At 72.3% G+C, this 21,310-nt stretch carries 18 protein-coding genes; 7 read left to right on the forward strand and 11 right to left on the reverse strand.

Features of this window, described 5'->3' with window-relative positions:
• Positions 1 to 32 precede the first annotated feature (32 nt).
• From ACWD1Z_RS25460 to ACWD1Z_RS25470, 3 genes are all read right to left on the reverse strand, one after another.
• Positions 33 to 1,496 (reverse strand): glutamate synthase subunit beta, encoded by a 1,464-nt coding sequence (locus tag ACWD1Z_RS25460; protein WP_451121892.1) that lies wholly within the window; start codon positions 1,494 to 1,496, stop codon positions 33 to 35.
• On the reverse strand, positions 1,489 to 6,081 hold the full coding sequence (gene gltB, locus ACWD1Z_RS25465) for a glutamate synthase large subunit (RefSeq protein WP_451121893.1): 4,593 nt from the start codon (positions 6,079 to 6,081) through the stop codon (positions 1,489 to 1,491). The genes ACWD1Z_RS25460 and gltB overlap by 8 nt, the downstream gene beginning before the upstream one ends.
• A gap of 402 nt (positions 6,082 to 6,483) precedes the next feature.
• Positions 6,484 to 7,215 (reverse strand): VIT1/CCC1 transporter family protein, encoded by a 732-nt coding sequence (locus ACWD1Z_RS25470; protein ID WP_451121894.1) that lies wholly within the window; start codon positions 7,213 to 7,215, stop codon positions 6,484 to 6,486.
• A gap of 275 nt (positions 7,216 to 7,490) precedes the next feature.
• On the opposite strand from ACWD1Z_RS25470, the gene ACWD1Z_RS25475 reads away from it, so the two are divergent.
• The 7 genes from ACWD1Z_RS25475 to ACWD1Z_RS25505 all read left to right on the forward strand — a co-directional run bounded on the left by ACWD1Z_RS25475 (position 7,491) and on the right by ACWD1Z_RS25505 (position 15,167).
• Positions 7,491 to 8,492 (forward strand): ADP-ribosylglycohydrolase family protein, encoded by a 1,002-nt coding sequence (locus ACWD1Z_RS25475; RefSeq protein ID WP_451121895.1) that lies wholly within the window; start codon positions 7,491 to 7,493, stop codon positions 8,490 to 8,492.
• Positions 8,493 to 8,599: 107 nt separating this feature from the next.
• The gene (locus ACWD1Z_RS25480) at positions 8,600 to 9,745 is read left to right on the forward strand and encodes an ADP-ribosylglycohydrolase family protein (RefSeq protein ID WP_451121941.1); all 1,146 of its coding nucleotides are present in this window, start codon (positions 8,600 to 8,602) and stop codon (positions 9,743 to 9,745) included.
• An 8-nt stretch (positions 9,746 to 9,753) separates the two neighbouring features.
• The gene (locus ACWD1Z_RS25485; protein WP_451121896.1) at positions 9,754 to 10,932 is read left to right on the forward strand and encodes an ADP-ribosylglycohydrolase family protein; all 1,179 of its coding nucleotides are present in this window, start codon (positions 9,754 to 9,756) and stop codon (positions 10,930 to 10,932) included.
• Positions 10,920 to 12,281 (forward strand): ADP-ribosylglycohydrolase family protein, encoded by a 1,362-nt coding sequence (locus tag ACWD1Z_RS25490; RefSeq protein WP_451121897.1) that lies wholly within the window; start codon positions 10,920 to 10,922, stop codon positions 12,279 to 12,281. The genes ACWD1Z_RS25485 and ACWD1Z_RS25490 overlap by 13 nt, the downstream gene beginning before the upstream one ends.
• Complete coding sequence (gene rbsK / locus ACWD1Z_RS25495) at positions 12,278 to 13,171, forward strand: ribokinase (protein WP_451121898.1); 894 nt, start codon at positions 12,278 to 12,280, stop codon at positions 13,169 to 13,171. The genes ACWD1Z_RS25490 and rbsK overlap by 4 nt, the downstream gene beginning before the upstream one ends.
• The gene (locus ACWD1Z_RS25500) at positions 13,168 to 14,358 is read left to right on the forward strand and encodes a CaiB/BaiF CoA transferase family protein (RefSeq protein ID WP_451121899.1); all 1,191 of its coding nucleotides are present in this window, start codon (positions 13,168 to 13,170) and stop codon (positions 14,356 to 14,358) included. Before rbsK ends, ACWD1Z_RS25500 begins: the two co-directional genes overlap by 4 nt.
• Positions 14,355 to 15,167 (forward strand): HpcH/HpaI aldolase/citrate lyase family protein, encoded by an 813-nt coding sequence (locus ACWD1Z_RS25505; protein WP_451121900.1) that lies wholly within the window; start codon positions 14,355 to 14,357, stop codon positions 15,165 to 15,167. Before ACWD1Z_RS25500 ends, ACWD1Z_RS25505 begins: the two co-directional genes overlap by 4 nt.
• Positions 15,168 to 15,225: 58 nt before the next feature.
• Here ACWD1Z_RS25505 and lgt read toward each other — a convergent pair whose 3' ends face one another.
• The 8 genes from lgt to ACWD1Z_RS25545 form a co-directional block, all read right to left on the reverse strand.
• Positions 15,226 to 16,173: a prolipoprotein diacylglyceryl transferase gene (gene lgt, locus ACWD1Z_RS25510; protein ID WP_451121901.1), complete on the reverse strand. Its 948-nt coding sequence runs from the start codon at positions 16,171 to 16,173 to the stop codon at positions 15,226 to 15,228.
• Between the two features lie 81 nt (positions 16,174 to 16,254).
• The gene (locus ACWD1Z_RS25515; protein ID WP_451121902.1) at positions 16,255 to 17,031 is read right to left on the reverse strand and encodes a DsbA family protein; all 777 of its coding nucleotides are present in this window, start codon (positions 17,029 to 17,031) and stop codon (positions 16,255 to 16,257) included.
• A gap of 98 nt (positions 17,032 to 17,129) precedes the next feature.
• The gene (gene trpA / locus ACWD1Z_RS25520) at positions 17,130 to 17,948 is read right to left on the reverse strand and encodes a tryptophan synthase subunit alpha (RefSeq protein WP_451121903.1); all 819 of its coding nucleotides are present in this window, start codon (positions 17,946 to 17,948) and stop codon (positions 17,130 to 17,132) included.
• Complete coding sequence (gene trpB, locus ACWD1Z_RS25525; RefSeq protein WP_451121904.1) at positions 17,945 to 19,228, reverse strand: tryptophan synthase subunit beta; 1,284 nt, start codon at positions 19,226 to 19,228, stop codon at positions 17,945 to 17,947. Before trpB ends, trpA begins: the two co-directional genes overlap by 4 nt.
• Before the next feature lie 116 nt (positions 19,229 to 19,344).
• Entirely contained in the window at positions 19,345 to 19,530 is a 186-nt protein-coding gene (gene trpM, locus ACWD1Z_RS25530) for a tryptophan biosynthesis modulator TrpM (RefSeq protein WP_451121905.1), read from the reverse strand.
• Between the two features lie 22 nt (positions 19,531 to 19,552).
• Complete coding sequence (gene trpC, locus ACWD1Z_RS25535) at positions 19,553 to 20,362, reverse strand: indole-3-glycerol phosphate synthase TrpC (protein WP_451121906.1); 810 nt, start codon at positions 20,360 to 20,362, stop codon at positions 19,553 to 19,555.
• 123 nt (positions 20,363 to 20,485) lie between these two features.
• Entirely contained in the window at positions 20,486 to 20,923 is a 438-nt protein-coding gene (locus ACWD1Z_RS25540) for a DUF2752 domain-containing protein (protein ID WP_451121907.1), read from the reverse strand.
• 60 nt (positions 20,924 to 20,983) lie between these two features.
• Positions 20,984 to 21,229, reverse strand: a complete 246-nt coding sequence (locus ACWD1Z_RS25545) for an HGxxPAAW family protein (RefSeq protein WP_250070416.1) — start codon at positions 21,227 to 21,229, stop codon at positions 20,984 to 20,986.
• Between the last annotated feature and the right edge of the window lie 81 nt (positions 21,230 to 21,310).

The following is a 21,310-nucleotide window of genomic DNA, read 5'->3' on the forward strand; positions in this document are numbered from 1 at the left end:
GGGACGTTTCTCGAACGGTCCTCGACGGACCGTCAGACCATCAGGGCCCGGTCGGTCGGGCGGATCGGGGCCGGCAGGTCGCTGGCGCCGGTCAGGAAGCGGTCCACGCCACGGGCGGCGGAGCGGCCCTCGGCGATGGCCCACACGATCAGCGACTGGCCGCGGCCCGCGTCACCGGCGACGAACACGCCCGGCACGTTCGTCTGGAAGTCGGCGTCGCGGGCGATGTTGCCGCGCTCGTCGAGTTCCAGGGCGAACTGCTCCACCAGGCCGTTCTCCCGGTCGGTGCCGGTGAAGCCCATGGCGAGGGTGACCAGCTGGGCGGGGATCTTCCGCTCGGTGCCCGGCTTCGGGGTCAGCCTGCCGTCGAGGAACTCCACCTCGGTGAGGTGCAGCCACTGCACATTGCCGTCCTCGTCGCCCTCGAAGTGGGTGGTGGAGACGGAGTAGACCCGCTCGCCGCCCTCCTCGTGCGCGGAGGTGACCTTGTACAGCAGCGGGAAGGTCGGCCACGGCTGGGAGACGGTGTCCCGCTCGTCGTTCGGGCGGGGCATGATCTCCAGCTGCGTCACCGAGGCCGCGCCCTGGCGGTGGGCGGTGCCCACGCAGTCGGCGCCGGTGTCACCGCCGCCGATGACGACGACGTGCTTGCCCTCGGCCGAGATCGGCGTGGTGACGTAGTCGCCCTCCTGCACCTTGTTGGCCAGCGGCAGGTACTCCATGGCCTGGTGGATGCCCTTCAGCTCCCGGCCGGGGACCGGCAGATCGCGGGCGGTGGTGGCACCGGCGGCGATGACGACGGCGTCGTACCGCTTCTTCAGGTCGGTCGCCTTGAGGTCGCGGCCGATCTCGATGCCGGTACGGAACCGGGTACCCTCCGCGCGCATCTGCTCGATACGGCGGTTGATGTGCCGCTTCTCCATCTTGAACTCGGGGATGCCGTACCGCAGGAGTCCGCCGATCCGGTCCGCGCGCTCGTAGACGGCGACCGTGTGACCGGCCCGCGTGAGCTGCTGGGCGGCGGCCAGGCCCGCCGGGCCCGAGCCGATGACCGCGACCGTCTTGCCGGACAGGCGCTCGGGGGCCTGCGCGGCGACGTCACCGGTCTCCCACGCCTTGTCGATGATCGAGACCTCGACGTTCTTGATGGTGACGGCCGGCTGGTTGATGCCGAGCACACACGCCGACTCGCAGGGCGCCGGGCAGAGCCGGCCGGTGAACTCCGGGAAGTTGTTGGTCGCGTGCAGCCGCTCCTGCGCGGCCGACCAGTCCTCGCGGTAGGCGTAGTCGTTCCACTCCGGGATCAGGTTCCCGAGCGGACAGCCGTTGTGGCAGAACGGGATGCCGCAGTCCATGCAGCGGCTGGCCTGCTTGCTGATGATCGGCAGCAGGGAGCCGGGGACGTAGACCTCGTTCCAGTCCCGCAGCCGCTCCTCGACCGGGCGGGACGTGGCGACCTCGCGGCCGTGGTTGAGAAAGCCCTTGGGATCAGCCATTGGTCGCCGCCTCCATCATCTTCTCGGTGATCTCGGTCTCGGAGAGACCGGCTCGCTCGGCGGCGTCCTTGGCGGCGAGCACTGCCTTGTACGTGCTGGGGATGATCTTGCTGAAGCGCTCCACGGACGTGTCCCAGTCCGCGAGCAGCTTCTCGGCGACCGTCGAGCCGGTCTCCTCGGCGTGGCGGCGCACCACGTCGTGCAGCCACTGCCGGTCGTGGTCCGACAGCGCCTCGATCGCGTCGAGGTTGCCGACGTTGACGTTGTCGCGGTCGAGGTCGATGACGTAGGCGACACCGCCCGACATGCCGGCCGCGAAGTTGCGGCCCGTCTCGCCGAGCACCACCGCGTGACCGCCGGTCATGTACTCGCAGCCGTGGTCGCCCACGCCCTCGGAGACGACGGTCGCACCGGAGTTGCGGACGCAGAACCGCTCACCGGTCCGGCCGCGCAGGAACAGCTCGCCGCCGGTCGCGCCGTACGCGATGGTGTTGCCCGCGATCGTGGAGAACTCGGCGAGGTGGTCGGCGCCCCGGTCGGGACGGACGATCACCCGGCCGCCGGAGAGGCCCTTGCCGACGTAGTCGTTGGCGTCGCCCTCCAGGCGCAGCGTGACACCGCGCGGGAGGAAGGCGCCGAAGGACTGGCCGGCCGAGCCGGTGAAGGTGATGTCGATGGTGTCGTCGGGCAGGCCCGCGCCACCGAACTTCTTGGTCACCTCGTGGCCGAGCATGGTGCCGACCGTGCGGTTGATGTTGCGGATGGCGACCTGGGCGCGCACCGGCTGGGCGTCGGTGGCGGAGTCCGCGGCGAGGGCGTCGGCGGCGAGCTTGATCAGCTCGTTGTCGAGCGCCTTCTCCAGGCCGTGGTCCTGCTCGATGACCTGGTGCAGCGGGGTGCCTTCGGGCAGCTCCGGCACGTAGAACAGCGGGGACAGGTCCAGGCCCTGTGCCTTCCAGTGGTCGACGGCGCGGCTCACGTCGAGCGCCTCGGCGTGGCCGACGGCCTCCTCGATGGAGCGGAAGCCCAGCTCGGCGAGGATCTCGCGGACCTCTTCGGCGATGAACCGGAAGAAGTTCACGACGTACTCGGCCTTGCCGGAGAACCGGTCGCGCAGGGTCGGGTTCTGGGTGGCGATGCCGACCGGGCAGGTGTCCAGGTGGCAGACGCGCATCATGACGCAGCCGGAGACGACGAGCGGCGCGGTCGCGAAGCCGAACTCCTCGGCGCCGAGCAGCGCGGCGATGACGACGTCCCGGCCGGTCTTCAGCTGGCCGTCGGTCTGCACGACGATGCGGTCGCGCAGACCGTTGAGCAGCAGGGTCTGCTGGGTCTCGGCGAGGCCCAGCTCCCAGGGGCCACCGGCGTGCTTCAGCGACGTCAGCGGCGAGGCGCCGGTGCCGCCGTCGTGGCCGGAGATCAGCACGACGTCCGCGTGCGCCTTGGACACACCCGCGGCGACCGTGCCGACGCCGACCTCGGAGACCAGCTTCACGTGGATCCGCGCCTGCGGGTTCGCGTTCTTCAGGTCGTGGATCAGCTGGGCCAGGTCCTCGATGGAGTAGATGTCGTGGTGCGGCGGCGGGGAGATGAGCCCCACGCCCGGCGTCGAGTGACGCGTCTTCGCGACCCACGGGTAGACCTTGTGGCCGGGCAGCTGGCCGCCCTCGCCGGGCTTGGCGCCCTGGGCCATCTTGATCTGGATGTCGTCGGCGTTGACCAGGTACTCGGAGGTCACTCCGAAGCGGCCGGAGGCGACCTGCTTGATGCTGGACCGGCGCGCCGGGTCGTACAGCCGGTCCGCGTCCTCGCCGCCCTCACCGGTGTTGGACTTGCCGCCCAGCTGGTTCATGGCGATGGCGAGGGTCTCGTGCGCCTCCTTGGAGATGGAGCCGTACGACATGGCGCCCGTGGAGAACCGCTTGACGATCTCGGAGACCGGCTCGACCTCGTCGACGGGGATCGGCCGGCGGTCCGACTTGAAGCCGAACAGGCCGCGCAGCGTCATCAGGCGCTCGGACTGCTCGTTCACGCGGTCGGTGTATTTCTTGAAGATGTCGTAGCGCGCGGTGCGGGTCGAGTGCTGGAGGCGGAAGACCGTCTCCGGGTCGAACAGGTGCGGCTCGCCCTCCCGGCGCCACTGGTACTCGCCGCCGATGTCCAGCGCGCGGTGCGCCGGGGCGATGCCCGAGGCGGGGTACGCCTTGGCGTGGCGGGCGGCGACCTCCTTGGCGATGACGTCGATGCCGACGCCGCCGATCTTGGTGGCGGTGCCGTTGAAGTACTTCTCCACGAAGGCCTGGTCGAGACCGACGGCCTCGAAGACCTGGGCGCCGCGGTAGGAGGCGACGGTGGAGATGCCCATCTTCGACATGACCTTCAGCACGCCCTTGCCGAGGGCGTAGATCAGGTTGCGGATGGCCTGCTCGGGCTCCATGCCGGGCAGGAAGGTGCCGGCGCGGACCAGGTCCTCCACCGACTCCATGGCCAGGTACGGGTTGACCGCGGCGGCGCCGAAGCCGATGAGCAGGGCGACGTGGTGGACCTCGCGGACGTCACCGGCCTCGACCAGCAGGCCCACCTGGGTGCGCTGCTTGGTGCGGATGAGGTGGTGGTGGACGGCCGCGGTGAGCAGCAGCGAGGGGATCGGCGCGTGCTCGGCGTCGGAGTGGCGGTCCGACAGGACGATCAGGCGGGCGCCGTTCTCGATGGCGGCGTCGGCCTCGGCGCAGATCTCCTCGATGCGCGCGGCGAGGGCGTCGCCGCCGCCGGAGACCCGGTACAGGCCGGAGAGGGTCGCGGCCTTGAAGCCGGGCATGTCGCCGTCGGCGTTGATGTGGATGAGCTTGGCCAGCTCGTCGTTGTCGATCACCGGGAACGGCAGCGTGACGGTGCGGCAGGACGCGGCCGTCGGCTCCAGCAGGTTGCCGGCCGGGCCCAGCGAGGAGCGCAGCGAGGTCACCAGCTCCTCGCGGATGGCGTCCAGCGGCGGGTTGGTGACCTGCGCGAACAGCTGGGTGAAGTAGTCGAAGAGCAGCCGCGGGCGGTCGCTCAGCGCGGCGATCGGCGAGTCGGTGCCCATCGAGCCGATCGGCTCGGCGGCGGCCTTCGCCATCGGCGCCAGGATGATCCGCAGCTCCTCCTCGGTGTAACCGAAGGTCTGCTGGCGGCGGGTGACCGAGGCGTGGGTGTGCACGATGTGCTCACGCTCGGGCAGGTCGGACAGCTCGATCTCGCCGGCTTCCAGCCACTCCGCGTACGGCTTCTCCGCGGCGAGCTGGGCCTTGATCTCGTCGTCCTCGATGATGCGGTGCTCGGCGGTGTCGACGAGGAACATCTTGCCGGGCTGGAGGCGGCCCTTGCGGACGACCTTCGCGGGGTCGATGTCCAGGACGCCGACCTCGGAGCCGAGGACGACCAGGCCCTCGTCGGTGACCCAGTAGCGGCCGGGGCGCAGACCGTTGCGGTCCAGCACCGCGCCGACCTGGGTGCCGTCGGTGAAGGTGACACAGGCCGGGCCGTCCCAGGGCTCCATCATCGTGGAGTGGAACTGGTAGAAGGCGCGCCGGGCCGGGTCCATGGAGTCGTGGTTCTCCCACGCCTCCGGGATCATCATCAGCACGGAGTGCGGCAGCGAACGGCCGCCCAGGTGCAGGAGTTCGAGCACCTCGTCGAAGGAGGCGGAGTCGGAGGCGTCGGGCGTGCAGACCGGGAAGACGCGGTCGAGTTTGCCCTCCCCGAACAGTTCGGAGACGAGCTGCGACTCACGGGCCCGCATCCAGTTGCGGTTGCCCTTGACGGTGTTGATCTCGCCGTTGTGCGCGACGAAGCGGTACGGGTGGGCGAGCGGCCACGACGGGAAGGTGTTCGTGGAGAACCGGGAGTGCACGAGCGCGATCGCGGAGGCGAAGCGGCGGTCGGACAGGTCCGGGAAGAAGGGCTCCAGCTGGCCGGTGGTCAGCATGCCCTTGTAGACGATCGTGCGGGCGGACAGCGACGGGAAGTAGACGCCGGCCTCGCGCTCGGCGCGCTTGCGCAGCAGGAAGGCCTTGCGGTCGAGGTCGATGCCCTGGGCGACGCCGTCGCCGACGAAGATCTGCCGGAAGGCGGGCATCGTGGAACGGGCGGTGGCGCCGAGCAGGTCGGGCGCGACCGGAACCTCGCGCCAGCCCAGGACGGTGAGGTCCTCCTCGGCGGCGATCGTCTCGATCTGTGAGACGGCGTCCTCGATGCCGTCCACCGGCAGGAAGGCGATACCGACGGCGTACGCACCGGCCGCGGGCAGCTCGAAGCCGGCCACCTCGCGGAAGAAGGCGTCCGGCACCTGGGACAGGATGCCCGCGCCGTCGCCCGAGTCGGGCTCGGAGCCGGTGGCACCGCGGTGCTCCAGGTTGCGCAGAACGGTGAGCGCCTGCTCGACCAGCGCATGGCTCGCCTCGCCGGTGAGGGTGGCCACGAAGCCGACGCCACAGGCGTCGTGCTCGTTGCGGGGGTCGTACATACCCTGCGCAGCAGGGCGAGCATCCATGAAGGACCAGTTCTGGCCATTCGCGGAATGCTGGGACGGCTGGCGCGGCGTACGCATCGGCTCTCCCGTCGTCGTCAGTGGCGTGTGGCTGGTGCCGAGGGACGACGTTGGCCCTCTGCGGATGATCCGCGCCGAGATACGCGCTGAGATCAAAATTTCGTGCAGGTTACATGATGGAGCGGTTCTCGGGAACCGGATACTCCGTTCCAGCATGCGGGACGCCGCGGGGTGACGGCAGGGCCGCGATCAACGGCCGGAAGTGATGGGGACCGACAGGGACAAGATCGATCAGATCGGTGCCCGTCGGGCGGCGGCGAGGAGAGCGTCGTCGCCCACCTCGCACAGGTGCGCGGCAGGCACCATTGCCCACAGCGCTTACGGGTCATGCCCGGTGGTTAAGCGTTCGAAACCAGCGAGTAACGGGTACCCATGCGGCCCCTCGCATAAGTTCCAGTCTCGTTATCTTACGGCCGTCCCGAACAGGCTGCCCAGGGCGTACGTCACACCGGCCGCCGCACCACCCAGGGCAAGTTGCCGCACACCGCTGTACCACCAGGTCCGCGCCGTCACCTTGGCCACGACGGCACCGCAGGCGAAGAGCCCGAAGAGGGCGAGCAGCACGGCGGGCCACAGCGCGGTCGCCCCGAGCAGGTACGGCAGTACGGGGAGCAGGGCGCCCAGCGCGAAGGCGCCGAAGGACGACACGGCCGCGATGCCGGGCGAGGGCAGGTCGCCCGGATCGATCCCGAGTTCCTCACGGGCGTGTATCTCCAGGGCCTGCTCGGGGTCGCGGGAGAGCTGCCGGGCGACCTCCCGGGCCAGTTCGGCGTCCACCCCGCGGGCCCGGTACAGCGCGGCCAGCTCGGCCTCCTCGTCCTGCGGATGCTTGCGCAGCTCGCGCCGCTCGACGTCCAGCTCGGCCTCTACCAGCTCGCGCTGCGAGGCGACGGAGGTGTACTCGCCGGCGGCCATGGAGAAGGCACCGGCGGCCAGGCCGGCGAGCCCGGTCAGCACCACCGTCCGATGGCTGACCTGACCGCCGGCGACGCCGGCCATCAGAGCGAGGTTGGAGACGAGTCCGTCCATGGCACCGAAGACGGCGGGGCGCAGCCAGCCGCCGTTCACATCGCGGTGCGTGTGGTTGTCCCGGTGCGCCTCGTGCAGCGCCGCCTCGGTCTCGATGATGGCCATGCGGGTGATCCCCCTGAAGCTTAGGTAAGGTTAAGTTTGGACAAGTTCCATTCTTCGACAACACCAAATCTACGCCGCTCATCCCCTCGCCGCCAGCAAGGAAAGGCTCGTCTAACCTGCACCTTTGCAGTTTCGCGCTCATTCGATAGATATCCCGCACAGATGTCGACCGGGTGACGCTGGGACCCGGAAGGCTCTCCCGGCCCCCTCCCGTGGGACACATCCGCCAAGTGGCTCCGCGCCCTGTGCGGACGCCCCCGGAGGAGAGGCCGCGTATGGCATCGATCGCCTGCATCCCCTCGGTTCCGGCGCCGGGGGACGCCGCCGAACTCCGCGACCGGGCGCGCGGCGCGCTCCTGGGCCTGGCGGTGGGCGACGCGCTGGGCGCCCCCGCGGAGAACATGAAGCCCTCCGAGATCCGGGCCCGCTGGGGCCGCATCACGGGCTACGTCGCCGACACCCCCTCGGGCACCGACGACACGGAGTACGCGCTCTTCTCCGGCCTGCTGCTGGCCCGCCACGGCTCGGCGCTCACGCCCGCGCACGTGGACGCGGCGTGGCACGAGCTGATCGCGGACCGGGAGGAGGGGCAGTTCCGCGGCGCCGGCTTCAGCGAACGCGGCACCCTGGAGAACCTGCGCCGCGGCCTCGCGGCCCCCATCTCCGCCCAGCACCGGCACGCCTGGAGCGACGGACTGGCGATGCGCGCGGCGCCCTTCGGCGTCTTCGCCGCGGGCCGCCCGGCCGAGGCGGCCCGCCTGGTGGCCATCGACGGCTCGGTGAGCCACGACGGGGAGGGCATCTACGGCGGCCAGGCGGTGGCGGCGGGCGTGGCGGCGGCGATGGCGGGCGCCCCCACGATCGCGGTGGTGGCATCGGCGCTCGCGGTGATCCCCGACGACTCCTGGACGGCCCGCTCACTGCGCCGGGCGGTGGCGGTGGCCCACCGGGGCGAACGGGCGGTCCGCTCCGCGGTGGTCATCGGCGGCTACCCCTGGACCGACCTGGCCCCGGAGGCGGTGGCGCTGGCCTTCGGCGCCTACGCGGCGGCGGACGGCGACTTCGTCCACTCGGTCCTGACGGCGGTGAACATGGGCCGCGACGCGGACACGACGGCGGCGGTGGCGGGCGCGCTGGCGGGGGCCACGGAGGGCGCCGCGGCGATCCCGGCGGAGTGGGCGGCGGCGATCGGCCCGGCCCGCGGCAGCTGCCTGCCGGCGATGCGCGGCCACCACGTACTGGATGTGGCGGATCTGCTGTCGGAGGTACCGAAATGATGCTCAACCCAGCCCGTCCGGCGTTCGAGGACGAGGCCTTCGCCGGGCCCCCGGGGGTGCAGGGGACGGAACCCCCGGGCGGGCTCGAAGGGACCGCGCCCCTGGGGATGGGGCGGGTGGGGACGGCGGAGGCGAAAGGCCCCCGCCGCACCGAGGGCCTCCTGCTCGGCCTGGCCGCGGGCGACGCCGCCGGCTGGCCCGCCGCCCGCCACCGAGCCGTCCGCATGCCGGAGTGGACCCGCCGCCTCACCCGCGAACTCGACACCTTCGCCGAACAGAACGCCACCACCACCCTCCCCGTCCCCATCGCCCTCAACCAGCCCTCCGAACCCCTGCGCCTGGGCCCCTCCGACGACGCGGAATGGGCCGCCTTCGCCGCGGAAGCCGTCCTGCGCGCCGGCGACGACACCGCCCTCGGCGACCTCAGCCGCCACCGCCGTATGCGCGCGGCCATCGACCTCACCTGGAACGCCGCGGCCGGCGAGGTGGCCGCGGCGGCGGACCGCGCCCCCGAGATCGAGTCCGCGGTCCTCCCGCTGCGCGCCCGCATCTCCGTCCGCGCCGGACTCGGCAACCTCGCCACCGGCCTGCGCCCGCCCGCCACCGGCCACGACAACCCCCACTTCTTCGACGACGCCGCCTGCATCCGCGCCTGCGTCCTCGCGGTGGCCCACCCCGGCGACCCCCGACTCGCCGCGGAACTCGCCGAGTTCGACGCCCGCTACACCCAGGACGGCGACGGCGTCCACGGTGCCCGCGCCATGGCCGCGGCCCTCGCCCTGGCCCTGTCCGGCGCCGGCACCGACGCCTGCGTCACCGCCGCACTCGCGGAACTCCCGGCCGGAACCGAGATCGGCCGCAACGCCCGGCACGCCCTCGCCCTCGCCCGGGACACCGACAGCGCCTTCGCCCTCATCCCCCAGCTGGAGCACCAGATCGTCGACCACGTCTACAGCTACGGCATCGCCGCCGCGGAGACCGTCCCGGTGGCCCTCGCCCTGGCCACCGCCGCCCAGGGCCGGATCGCCGAGGCGGTCCCCGCCGCCGCCTGTCTGTCCCGCGTCGCCGACTCCGCCCCCGCCCTCGTCGGCGCCCTCACCGGCGCCCTAGGCGGCGGCGCCGCGATCCCCGCCTCCTGGCGCGACGCCTGCCGCACCCTGTCCGGCTGCGCCCTCCCCCGCCTCACCGGCACCGACCTCGTGGAACTCGCCGAACTCCTCGAAGCCACGCAACCGGCCGGGGCAGGAGGATGATGCGGCACATGAAGTCCAAAGCACCAGAAAACCCCCACGAGGCGAGCCTGGACGACCGGATCACCGGAGCGCTCGTCGGAGCCGCCGTCGGCGACGCCCTGGGCGGCCCGGTCGAGGGCTACTCCCCCGACCAGATCCTCGAACGCCACGGCGGCCGGGTGCACGGCATCGTCGGCCCCTGGAACGGCGGCGCCTGGCGCACGGCCCGCCCCATCGCGCCGTACCACAAGGGCGACGGCCACGTCACCGACGACACCTTGCTGACCCACGCCCTGATCAGGGTCTACGCCACGGTCCGCGACCACCTCGACGCCTACGCCGTCGCCGACCACCTGGTCCCGGACCTGATGACCAACCCGCGCTGGATCCCGGAACTGGAGGCCGAGGCACTCCCCCTCCAGCGCCTCTTCCTCGCCGAGAAATGGCTGGTCGCCCGCCTCCACTACGGCCACGCCGACCCCCGGGAGGCCGGCACCGGCAACATCGTGAACTGCGGCGCCGCGATGTACATGGCCCCGGTCGGCCTGGTCAACGCGGCCAACCCGGCCGCCGCCTACGCCGAGGCCCTCGACATCGCGGGCGCCCACCAGTCGTCGTACGGCCGCGAGGCGGCGGGAGTCCTCGCGGCGGCGGTGGCGGCGGCCTGCGCACCCGGGGCCACTCCCGAGTCGGTCATCGCCACCTGCCTGTCCCTGGCGAAGGACGGCACGCGCGAAGCCATCGAGAAGGTCTGCGAAGTCGCCTCGCGGCACAGCGAGTTCGAGTCGGCGCTGACGCCCCTGCGCCAGGCGGTCGCCCCCTACGACACGGTGGGCGCCGACTACCGCTCCCCGTCCCTCGGCGCCCGCCGCCCGTCCCGGCTGCACGCGATCGAAGAACTGCCCATCGCCCTGGGCATGGTGCTGCTGTCCTCGGGGGACTACCGCCGGGCGGTCCTGGGCTCGGTCAACTACGGCCGGGACTGCGACTCCATCGCCACCATGGCGGGCGCCGTGTCCGGCGCCCTGGGCCACCCGGTCCCCGAGGACTGGTCGAAGCAGGTGGCCGACGCCAGCCGCCTGGACCTGTGGGGACCGGCCCGCGTCCTGGCCGAGGTGACCCGGGAGGTCTTCGCCGCGGACGTACGCCGCCGCCGCGCCCACGAACAGGCGCTCTCCCGGCTCGGAGTCCCGACATGCTCCGCCTGACCTGGGTCCAGCCGGAGGACCTGATCGGCCACGAGCTGCGCCAGGCGGCGCAGGACGGCAGGGAACCGTCGAGAGTCGCGGCCCGCTGGAAGGCGGCGGGCGGCCTGGAGGCCCCGCAGCGGTCGGGCGCGTCCCCCGAACCGGCATCGCGCTACCTCCGCCTCCTGGCAGAGGACCTGCTGGACGAACTGGCGGACCTACCCAGCAGCTTGACGGACCAGGAACCGACAGACCTCCCGAGGATCAAAGCCGCCTGCCCCTCCTGGCCGACCGCTCCAGCAGCTCAGGCCGCCGCCCCCGTCCCGGCCCTGGAAGCCGCCTGGCTGGGCAGGGCAGTCGGCTGCCTCCTGGGCAAGCCCGTCGAGAAACTGCCCCTCGAAGCCATCCGCGCCCTCGCCAAGTCCACCGGCAACTGGCCCCCCACCACCTACTTCACGGCAAAGGGCGTCCCCGAGGACCTCCTCACCGCCCACCCCTGGAACCGCCGCTCCGCACCCACCTCCCTCGCCGAGAACATCGACGGCATGCCCGAGGACGACGACCTCAACTACCCCCTCCTGAACCTGCTCCTCCTCCAACGCCACGGAAAAGCCTTCACCACCACCGACGTGGCCACGCTCTGGCTGGACGAACTCCCCGCCGGCCGCACCTTCACCGCCGAACGCATCGCCTACCGCAACCTCCTCACCGGCCTGGAACCCCCACGCACCGCCCACCACCGCAACCCCTTCCGCGAATGGATCGGCGCCCTGATCCGCGCCGACCTGCACGGCTGGACCCACCCGGGAGACCCCGCCGCGGCCGCGGAACAGGCACACCGGGACGCCACCCTCACCCACACCGCCAACGGCGTCTACGCGGCGATGTTCGTCGCGGCTACCATCGCCCGCGCGGCCACCGGCACCGAGACCGTCCACACCTGCCTCGCCACCGGCCTCACGGTCGTCCCCCCGGCGTCCCGCCTCGCCCGCGCGATCCAGCACGCCGTACAACTCGCCCGGCGGCACACGGACTTCGACACGGTCGTGGACGAACTCCACACCGTCCACGCCGCGTCCCACTGGGTCCACGCCGTCCCCAACACCGCCCTGATCGCCGCCGCCCTCACCCACGCCGACGGCGACTTCACCGGCTCCGTCTCGCGTGCCGTGTCCGGCGGCTGGGACACCGACTCCAACGGCGCCACGGCCGGCAGCATCGCCGGGCTGCTGGCAGGAGACCCCGCCGCCCTCCCCGACCACTGGACGGCCCCGCTCAAGAACCGGCTGTCCACCTCCGTCGGCGACTTCCACGGCACCGGCTTCGACACCCTGGCCCAGCTCACCCACCGGGAGGCACTCCGCCCATGAGCCATATCGTCGTCCTCGGCAGCACGAACATGGACCTCGTCGCCTTCGTCGAGAAGGCACCCCAGCGCGGCGAGACGGTCACCGGCCGCGAGTTCCGCACGATCCCCGGCGGCAAGGGCGCCAACCAGGCCGTCGCCGCGGCCCGCGCGGGCGCCACCGTCTCGATGATCGGCGCGGTCGGCAACGACGCCTTCGGCACCCGGCTGCGCTCCACCCTGGAGCAAGCCGGCGTCGACACCGGCCGTCTGCGCACCACGGAGGGCGACTCCGGCACCGCCCACATCGTCGTCGACGACGACGGCGGCAACGCGATCGTGGTGATCCCCGCCGCCAACGGCACCGTGGACCACCTCGCCCCCGGCGACGAGGAACTCATCGCCTCCGCCGACGCGCTCCTGCTCCAGCTGGAGATCCCGCTGGCCGCCGTCCTCGCGGGCGCGCTCGCGGCCCGCGCCCACGGCGTCCGGACGATCCTCACCCCGGCCCCCGCCCAGCCGCTGCCCGTCGACCTCCTCAACGCCACCGACCTGCTGCTGCCCAATGAGCACGAGGTCGCCACCCTCACCGGCCGCACCGACCCGCGCTCGGCGGCCCTGGCCCTGCTCGAGGAGGTCCCGGAGGTCGTCGTCACCCTGGGCGCGGCGGGCTGCCTGTACGCGGCCCGCGGCGCCGAACCGCTCACGGTCCCCGCCCCCGAGGTCACCGCCGTGGACACCACCGGCGCCGGCGACACCTTCGCCGGCGCCCTCGCGGTGGCGCTCGCCGAGGGCCGCCCGATGCCGGACGCGCTGGCGTGGGCGGCCGCCGCGTCGGCGCTGTCGGTGCAGCGGCCCGGGGCATCGGAGTCGATGCCCCGCCGCCCCGAGATCGAGAGCCAGTACACCTCATGAGCCAGGCACCGCTGCACGGACTGCGCGTCCTCGACCTCGCCACCCTCTTCGCCGGGCCGCTCGCCGCCACCGCGCTCGGTGACTTCGGCGCGGAGGTCATCAAGGTCGAGCACCCCACCAGGCCCGACCCGTCCCGCGGCCACGGCCCGGCCAAGGACGGCATCGGCCTGTGGTGGAAGCACCTCGGCCGCAACAAGCGCACCATCACCCTCGACCTGTCGACGCCGGGCGGCCGCGCCACACTGCTGCGCCTCGCCGCCACCACGGACGTGATCATCGAGAACTTCCGCCCCGGCACCCTGGAGAAGTGGGACCTGGGCTGGCCCGAACTGTCGGCCGTCAACCCCCGTCTGGTCCTCACCCGCGTCACCGGCTTCGGCCAGTTCGGCCCGTACGCCCACCGCCCCGGCTTCGGCACCCTCGCCGAGGCGATGAGCGGTTTCGCCGCGCTCACCGGCGAACCGGACGCGCCCCCGGTGCTCCCGCCGTTCGGCCTCGCCGACTCGATCGCGGGCCTGGCGACGGCGTACGCCGTGCTCACCGCCCTCGCCGCCCGCGAGCGCACCGGCGAGGGCCAGGTCGTCGACCTCGCGCTGATCGAGCCGATGCTGTCGGTCCTCGGCCCCCAGCCCACCTGGTACGACCAGCTCGGCTACGTCCAGCAGCGCACCGGCAACCGCTCCGCGAACAACGCCCCGCGCAACACCTACCGCACGGCGGACGGCAGTTGGGTCGCCGTCTCCACCTCGGCGCAGTCGGTGGCGGAACGGGTGATGCGCCTGGTGGGCCGGCCCGAACTCATCGACGAGCCGTGGTTCGCCACGGGCGCCGACCGGGCCCGCCACGCTGACGTCCTGGACCGGGCGGTCGGCGGCTGGATCGCCGAGCGCACCCGGGACGAGGTCGTCGCCGCCTTCGAGAAGGCGGAGGCGGCGGTGGCTCCCATCCAGGACGTACGGGAGGTCATGACCGATCCGCAGTACCAGGCCCTCGACACCATCACCACGGTCGACGACCCCGACTTCGGCCCGCTGCGCATGCAGAACGTCCTCTTCCGGCTCTCCGGCACCCCGGGCGCGATCCGCTGGACCGGCCGCCCGCACGGCGCCGACACGGACGACGTCCTTGCCGAGCTGGGCCTGACCGCGGCCGAGGTCGCGGCCCTGCGCACCGAGGGCGCCGTATGACCACGCCCCTGACCTGGCTGTACGCCCCCGGCGACCGCCCGCACATCGTGACCAAGGCCCTGCGGGCCGGCGCGGACGTCGTGGTCGTCGACCTGGAGGACGCCGTGGCCCCCGAGCGCAAGGAGTACGCCCGAGCCGCCACGGCCGAGTTCCTGGCCGACCCCCAGCCGCTCCCGGTGCACGTCAGGGTGAACGCCCTGGACGGCCCGCTGGCGGCAGCGGACCTGGCGGCGCTGGCCCGTCTCCCCGGCGTCGCCGCCCTGCGGCTGCCCAAGATCACCTCGCCCGAGCAGATCCGCCGCGTGGCGCGGTCCACCCCGCACCCCCTGTACGCCCTCCTGGAATCGGCCCTCGGCGTCGAACACGCCTACGCCATCGCCCGCTCCCACCCGGCACTGCACGGCATCGCCCTGGGCGAGACGGACCTCGGAGCCGACCTGGGTGTACGCACCGACGCGGGCCTCGACTGGTCCCGCTCCCGAGTGGTCGTCGCGGCACGAGCGGCGGCCCTGCCCCCGCCGCCCCAGTCGGTCCACCCCGACACCCGCGACCTGGCGGGCCTGGCGGCCACCTGCGCCCACGGCCGCGCCCTGGGCTTCCTGGGCCGGGCGGCCATCCACCCCCGCCAACTCCCGGTGATCGAGCGGGCCTACCTCCCCACGGAGGAGGAACTGGCCCGCGCGGAAGCCGTCGTCAAGGCGGCCTCGGCCCACCCGGGCGCCCAGGCGCTCCCGGACGGCAGCTTCATCGACGCGGCGGTGGTGACGGCGGCCCACCGCACCCTGTCCCTCGCGGCCCGCCGCGGCTGACACGACGAAGGGCGCCCGGAACACTCCGGGCGCCCTGCACGGTCGTACGACCGGCCGGTCAGCTCTTCTTCGCCGACCCGGCCTCGTCGTTGGCCTCGTCCTTCACCCCGGAGGAGGAGTCGGCGTCAGCCTTCTCCTTCTCGACCTCGTCCCCGTCCCCGTCCTCGTCGGCCTCGGCGCCGGGGTCGGCCGCACCCGGCTCCACCACGGCTTCCCGGCCGGGGCGCTTCCTGGCCGACAGCACGATGTACAGCACCGCCAGCAGGAACACCACCAGCGCGGTCCAGTTGTTCAGCCGCAGGCCCAGGATCTCGTGGGCCTCGTCGACGCGCATGTACTCGATCCAGAAGCGGCCCGCGCAGTACGCCGCGACGTACAGCGCGAACGCCCGTCCGTGGCCCAGCGTGAACTTCCGGTCCGCCCAGATGACGAGCAGCGCGACACCGATGCACCACAGCGACTCGTACAGGAAGGTCGGGTGGTACGTCCCGGGCACCCGCCCGTCCGAGGACGACGTGATCTCCACCGCCCACGGCAGATCGGTGGCCTTGCCGTACAGCTCCTGGTTGAACCAGTTGCCCCAGCGGCCGATGGCCTGCGCCAGGGCGATGCCGGGGGCGACGGCGTCGGCGTAGGCGGGCATCGGGATGCCCCGGCGCCGGCAGCCGATCCAGGCGCCCAGACCGCCGAAGGCGATGGCGCCCCAGATGCCGAGGCCGCCCTCCCAGATCTTGAAGGCGTCCACCCAGTCACGGCCCTCGCTGAAGTACAGCTGGTAGTCCGTGATCACGTGGTAGAGGCGCCCGCCGACCAGGCCGAAGGGGACGGCCCACACCGCGATGTCGGCCACCGTGCCGGCCCGGCCGCCGCGGGCGATCCAGCGCTTGTTGCCGAGCCAGACGGCGACGAAGACGCCGATGATGATGCAGAACGCGTAGCCTCGCAGCGGAATGGGGCCGAGGTGGATCACACCGCGCGACGGGCTGGGAATGTAGGCAAGTTCCATGGCAGGGTCGACGCTACCCTGCCGGACCGGGACCGCGTCGGGCAGCCCGGCTACGGCTCCATAACAGGCGGGCCCGGCGCCTCATCCCTTGGCCGCCTCCTGCACCCGCTCCTTCAGCTTCTGGGGCGTCATCGACTGGTCCTGGTAGATGTTCTTGCCGTCGAGCAGGACGGTCGGCGTGCCGGTGAAGCCGCCGCTGCGGAAGGCCGCGTTGGACTTCGCGACCCAGCTGTTGTGGGTGCCCTTCTCCACGCAGGTGCGGAAGGCGGGTGTGTCCAGCCCGTCGACCTTCGCGGCCAGCTCGAACAGCTTGTCGTTCTCGGCGAAGGCGTCGTCGGTCTCGGGGGGCTGGTTCTGGTAGAGCACGTCGTGGTAGTCGGCGAACTTGCCGACGTCCTGGGAGCAGGCCGCGGCGTTGGCGGAGTTGCGGGAGCCGGTGCCGCCCATGTTGCCGTCGATGATCGTCGCGAGGTGGTACTCCACCTTGAGCTGGCCCGCGTCGGTCAGCTCGTGGATCGTCGAGCGGTAGGTGTCCTCGAAGGACTTGCAGGCCGGGCAGCGGAAGTCCTCCCAGACGACGAGGGTCGACGGGGCGCTGTCCTTGCCGACCGGAAGCGCCAGGCCGTCCTCGCCCTGCGCGCCCGAGGGCGCGACGACGGGGCCCGCGGAGTCGCTGCCGTCGTCCTTGCCGGCATTGGCGGCGATCACTCCGATCACCGCCGCGAGCCCCAGCACGCAGACGACGCTCGCGCCGACGATCAGCGCGCGCCGGCGCTTCTCCGCGGACTTCTGCTTCTCTCGCTCGACCGCCAGCTTCTCCCGGGCGGTGCGCTTTCCCTCACGGTTCTTCTCGCTCACACCCCGGAAACGAACCGGGGAGGCGCCCAGCGCCTCCCCGGTCCCAGGTCCACCCGTTCGAGTGACCTGTACGACATGTCCCGCCTGGCGGCGAGTCGTCACCCTTGTCCGCGCACGCCCTTGGCGAGGTCCCCGGCGAGCGCGCGGACGCCCTCGATACCGGCCGCGTGGTCCGGCGCGTCCAGCATCCGCTTCACGAAGGCCGAGCCGACGATCACGCCGTCGGCGAAGCCGGCGACCTCGGCCGCCTGGACGGCGTTGGAGACGCCGAGCCCGACGCAGACCGGCAGCCCGGTCCCGGTGGCCCGGGTCCGCTCGACCAGGTCCTGCGCCTGCGCGCCGACCGACTCACGGGTACCGGTGACGCCCATCAGCGAGGCGGCGTAGACGAAGCCGCTGCCCGCCGCGGTGATCCGCGCCAGCCGCTCGTCCTTGCTGCTGGGCGCGACCACGAAGACCGTGGCGAGCCCGTGCTTCTCGGCGTGCTCCCGCCACAGCGCCGACTCCTGCACCGGCAGGTCGGGCAGGATGCACCCGGCGCCGCCTGCCTCCGCCAGCTCGGCGGTGAACCGCTCGACGCCGTAGCGGTCGATCGGGTTCCAGTACGTCATCACGAGCACCGGCTTCCCGGTCGCCTCGTGGGCCTCGCGGACCGTGCGCATCACGTCGGCGGTCTTCACCCCGCCGCGCAGGGCGATGTCGTCGGCGGTCTGGATGACCGGACCGTCGAGGACGGGGTCGCTGTGCGGCAGACCGACCTCGACGATGTCCGCGCCGCCGTCGAAGACGGCCTTGATCGCCTCGATGCCGCCGTCCACGGTCGGGAATCCGGCCGGGAGGTAGGCGATGAGCGCCGCGCGTCCCTCCGCCTTGGCGGTGGCGAGGGTGTCGGCCAGCAGTTGGATGTTCCCGCTCACTTGGCGTCCCCCTCGATCTCGGCGGTGTCGGCGGCGTTCGCCGCGACCTCGGCGTCGGTGTCGTACAGGCCGAAGTAGCGGGCGGCCGTGTCCATGTCCTTGTCGCCGCGGCCGGACAGGTTGACCACGATCAGCCCGTCCTTGCCCAGCTCCCGGCCGACCTCCAGGGCGCCGGCCAGCGCGTGGGCGCTCTCGATCGCGGGGATGATGCCCTCGGTCCGCGACAGCAGACGCAGCGCCTGCATGGCCGCGTCGTCGGTGATGGCGCGGTACTCGCCACGGCCGCTGTCGCGCAGGTAGGAGTGCTCCGGGCCGACGCCCGGGTAGTCCAGACCGGCCGAGATCGAGTACGGCTCGGTGATCTGGCCCTCGTCGTCCTGGAGGACGTAGGACCGCGAACCGTGCAGGATGCCGGGCTCGCCCGCGGTCAGGGTGGCCGCGTGCTCGCCGGTCTCGACGCCGTGCCCGGCGGGCTCGCACCCGATCAGGCGGACGCCCTCGTCCGGGATGAAGGCGTGGAAGAGGCCGATGGCGTTGGAGCCGCCGCCGACGCAGGCGACGGCCGCGTCGGGCAGCCGTCCGGCGCGCTCCAGGAGCTGGCGCCGGGCCTCCAAGCCGATGACCCGGTGGAAGTCGCGGACCATGGCCGGGAAGGGGTGCGGGCCCGCGACCGTACCGAAGAGGTAGTGGGTGTGGTCGACGTTGGCGACCCAGTCCCGGAACGCCTCGTTGATCGCGTCCTTCAGCGTGCGGCTGCCGGACTTCACGGCGATGACCTCGGCGCCGAGCATGCGCATGCGGGCCACGTTGAGGGCCTGGCGCTGGGTGTCGATCTCGCCCATGTAGATGGTGCAGTCGAGGCCGAACAGGGCGCAGGCCGTGGCCGTGGCGACACCGTGCTGGCCGGCGCCGGTCTCGGCGATCACCCGGGTCTTGCCCATGCGCCGGGTGAGCAGGGCCTGGCCGAGCACGTTGTTGATCTTGTGCGAGCCGGTGTGGTTGAGGTCCTCGCGCTTGAGGAAGACCCGGGCGCCCCCCGCGTGTTCCGCGAAGCGGGGGACCTCGGTGAGCGCCGACGGCCGGCCCGTGTAGTTGACGAGCAGGTCGTCCAGTTCGCGGGCGAACTCCGGGTCGTGCTTGGCCTTGTCGTACTCGACGGCGACCTCGTCCACGGCGGCGACGAGGGCCTCCGGGATGAACTTGCCGCCGAAGGCGCCGAAGTAGCCTTCGGCGCTGGGGACTTGACCCTGGGGGTCAGGGATGAAGAACTCGCTGGGCATGCGTCTACCTCACGGTGAGTGCCGATGAAAGAACACTGTTCGCCGTGGGGCGGGGGATCGTCAGACGGCTGCGGGACCGTTGTGGCTGGTCGCGCCCGCGCGGCGGAGCCGCATATTCAGAACTGTCCCGCGCCCCTGAAGGGGCGCTGCCATCGACGGCCGTTCACCTGGCCCGGTTCGTCACCGATGACGTACCGCACGCGGCGGCCGTGCACCCTGCGTGCGGGCGCGCGGCAACCACGGGGGCGGCAGCCGCGCGCGAGGCGGGCGTACCTGTCCGTGGTGGTCGTCGTGAGCGTCATCGCGGCCAAGCCTATCGAAGGATCAGCCGCGCCCGTGGCGCAGGGCGGGGTGTTCGCCCGCCGCCACCAGGTCGGCCACCGCGGACTTGGGGTCGCGGCCGGTGACCAGGGACTCGCCGACCAGGACCGCGTCGGCGCCGGCGTTGGCGTAGGCGATGAGGTCGTGCGGGCCGCGTACGCCGGACTCGGCCACCTTGACGAGGGCGGACGGGATCTCGGGCGCGATGCGCTCGAAGGTGCCGCGGTCGACCTCGAGGGTCTTCAGGTTGCGGGCGTTGACGCCGATGATCTTGGCGCCCGCGTCCACGGCCCGCTCGACCTCGTCCTCGTCGTGCACCTCGACCAGCGGGGTCAGGCCGATGGACTCCGCGCGCTCGATCAGCGACTCCAGGGCCGGCTGGTCGAGGGCCGCGACGATGAGCAGCGCGAGGTCGGCGCCGTAGGCCCGGGCCTCCCACAGCTGGTACGACGTGACGATGAAGTCCTTGCGCAGCACCGGGATGTCGACGCGGGCGCGGACGGCCTCCAGGTCGGCCAGCGAGCCGCCGAAGCGCCGCTCCTCGGTCAGTACGGAGATGACGGCCGCGCCGCCCGCCTCGTAGTCCGCGGCGAGTCCGGCCGGGTCGGCGATCGCGGCCAGCGCGCCCTTGGAGGGGCTGGACCGCTTGACCTCGCAGATCACCTTGACGCCGTCGCCCCTGAGCGCGGCGACCCCGTCCTTGGCAGCGGGAGCCTTCGCGGCGCGCTCCTTGAGTTCGTCGAGGCTGACGCGCGCCTGCCGCTCCGCGAGGTCGGCACGGACTCCGTCGATGATCTCGTCGAGCACACTCACGCGAGCGGCCCCCTTCCCGATGCGATGACGAAAACGGGTGGTCACTGCGATGGTATCCGGAGGAAGGCGTAGTCCTCGCATCCGGTTGACGCCGGTCCCAGTACCTGGACGTTCATCAGTTGATCAAGGATGTAGCCAGCCACCGAAGGGCAGGTTCCGGACAACGGTGAAGACCAGCAGCAACGCGCCCAGCGTCCACAGGAGCGCCGGGCCGGGATCGAGTCGCAGCGGCCGTCCGCGCGCCGCGCGGACCACCCAGACGGTCCACAGCGCGGCGAAGGCCAGATAGCCCAGTACCGCCGCCGCGTTGTTCTGCAGCGCCGCCGTGAGGTCGCCGTGCGCGAAGGCGTGGGCGCTGCGCAGTCCGCCGCAGCCGGGGCAGTACAGGCCGGTCAGCTGGAGCAGGGGGCAGGCCGGGTAGTGGCCGGGCTCGTGCGGGTCCACGGTGGCGACGTAGGCGAAAGCCGCCACGACGGCGGCCAGCACGCCGCCGGGTACGGCGAGCCGCGCCGCGGCGCCTCGCGGCGTCACCCTCCGGCTGTCGGTGTTCACGCCTCGCATTGTGCCCCCGCAACGCGTGAGGGGCGGCTCCAGGGCCGCCCCTCGGGTACGTCGTGCGTGTCAGCCCTCGACGCTGGCCGTCTCGCGCTTCTCGAAGTGCGGCTTGCCCGCTTCCTTCGGCGCGCCGAGACCGACGATCTTCATGATCCAGCCGACGATGCCACCGAGGACGACGATGCCCATGCCCGCCCAGAAGCCCGCCGGGCTGGCCAGCACCATGAAGGCGCCCGCGACGCAGAAACCGATGAAGGCGATTGTGACACCGGTCCAGGCGGCCGGGGTGTGACCGTGGCTGCTGCCCGCCATGACTTGCTCCTCGTTGCTGTGTGTAAGTCTCTGAGCCGGACGCTCACCGTCATTGTCCCGCATGCGCACGGGTGAGGTGAT

It is taken from the genome of Streptomyces sp. NPDC002784, from assembly GCF_053592135.1.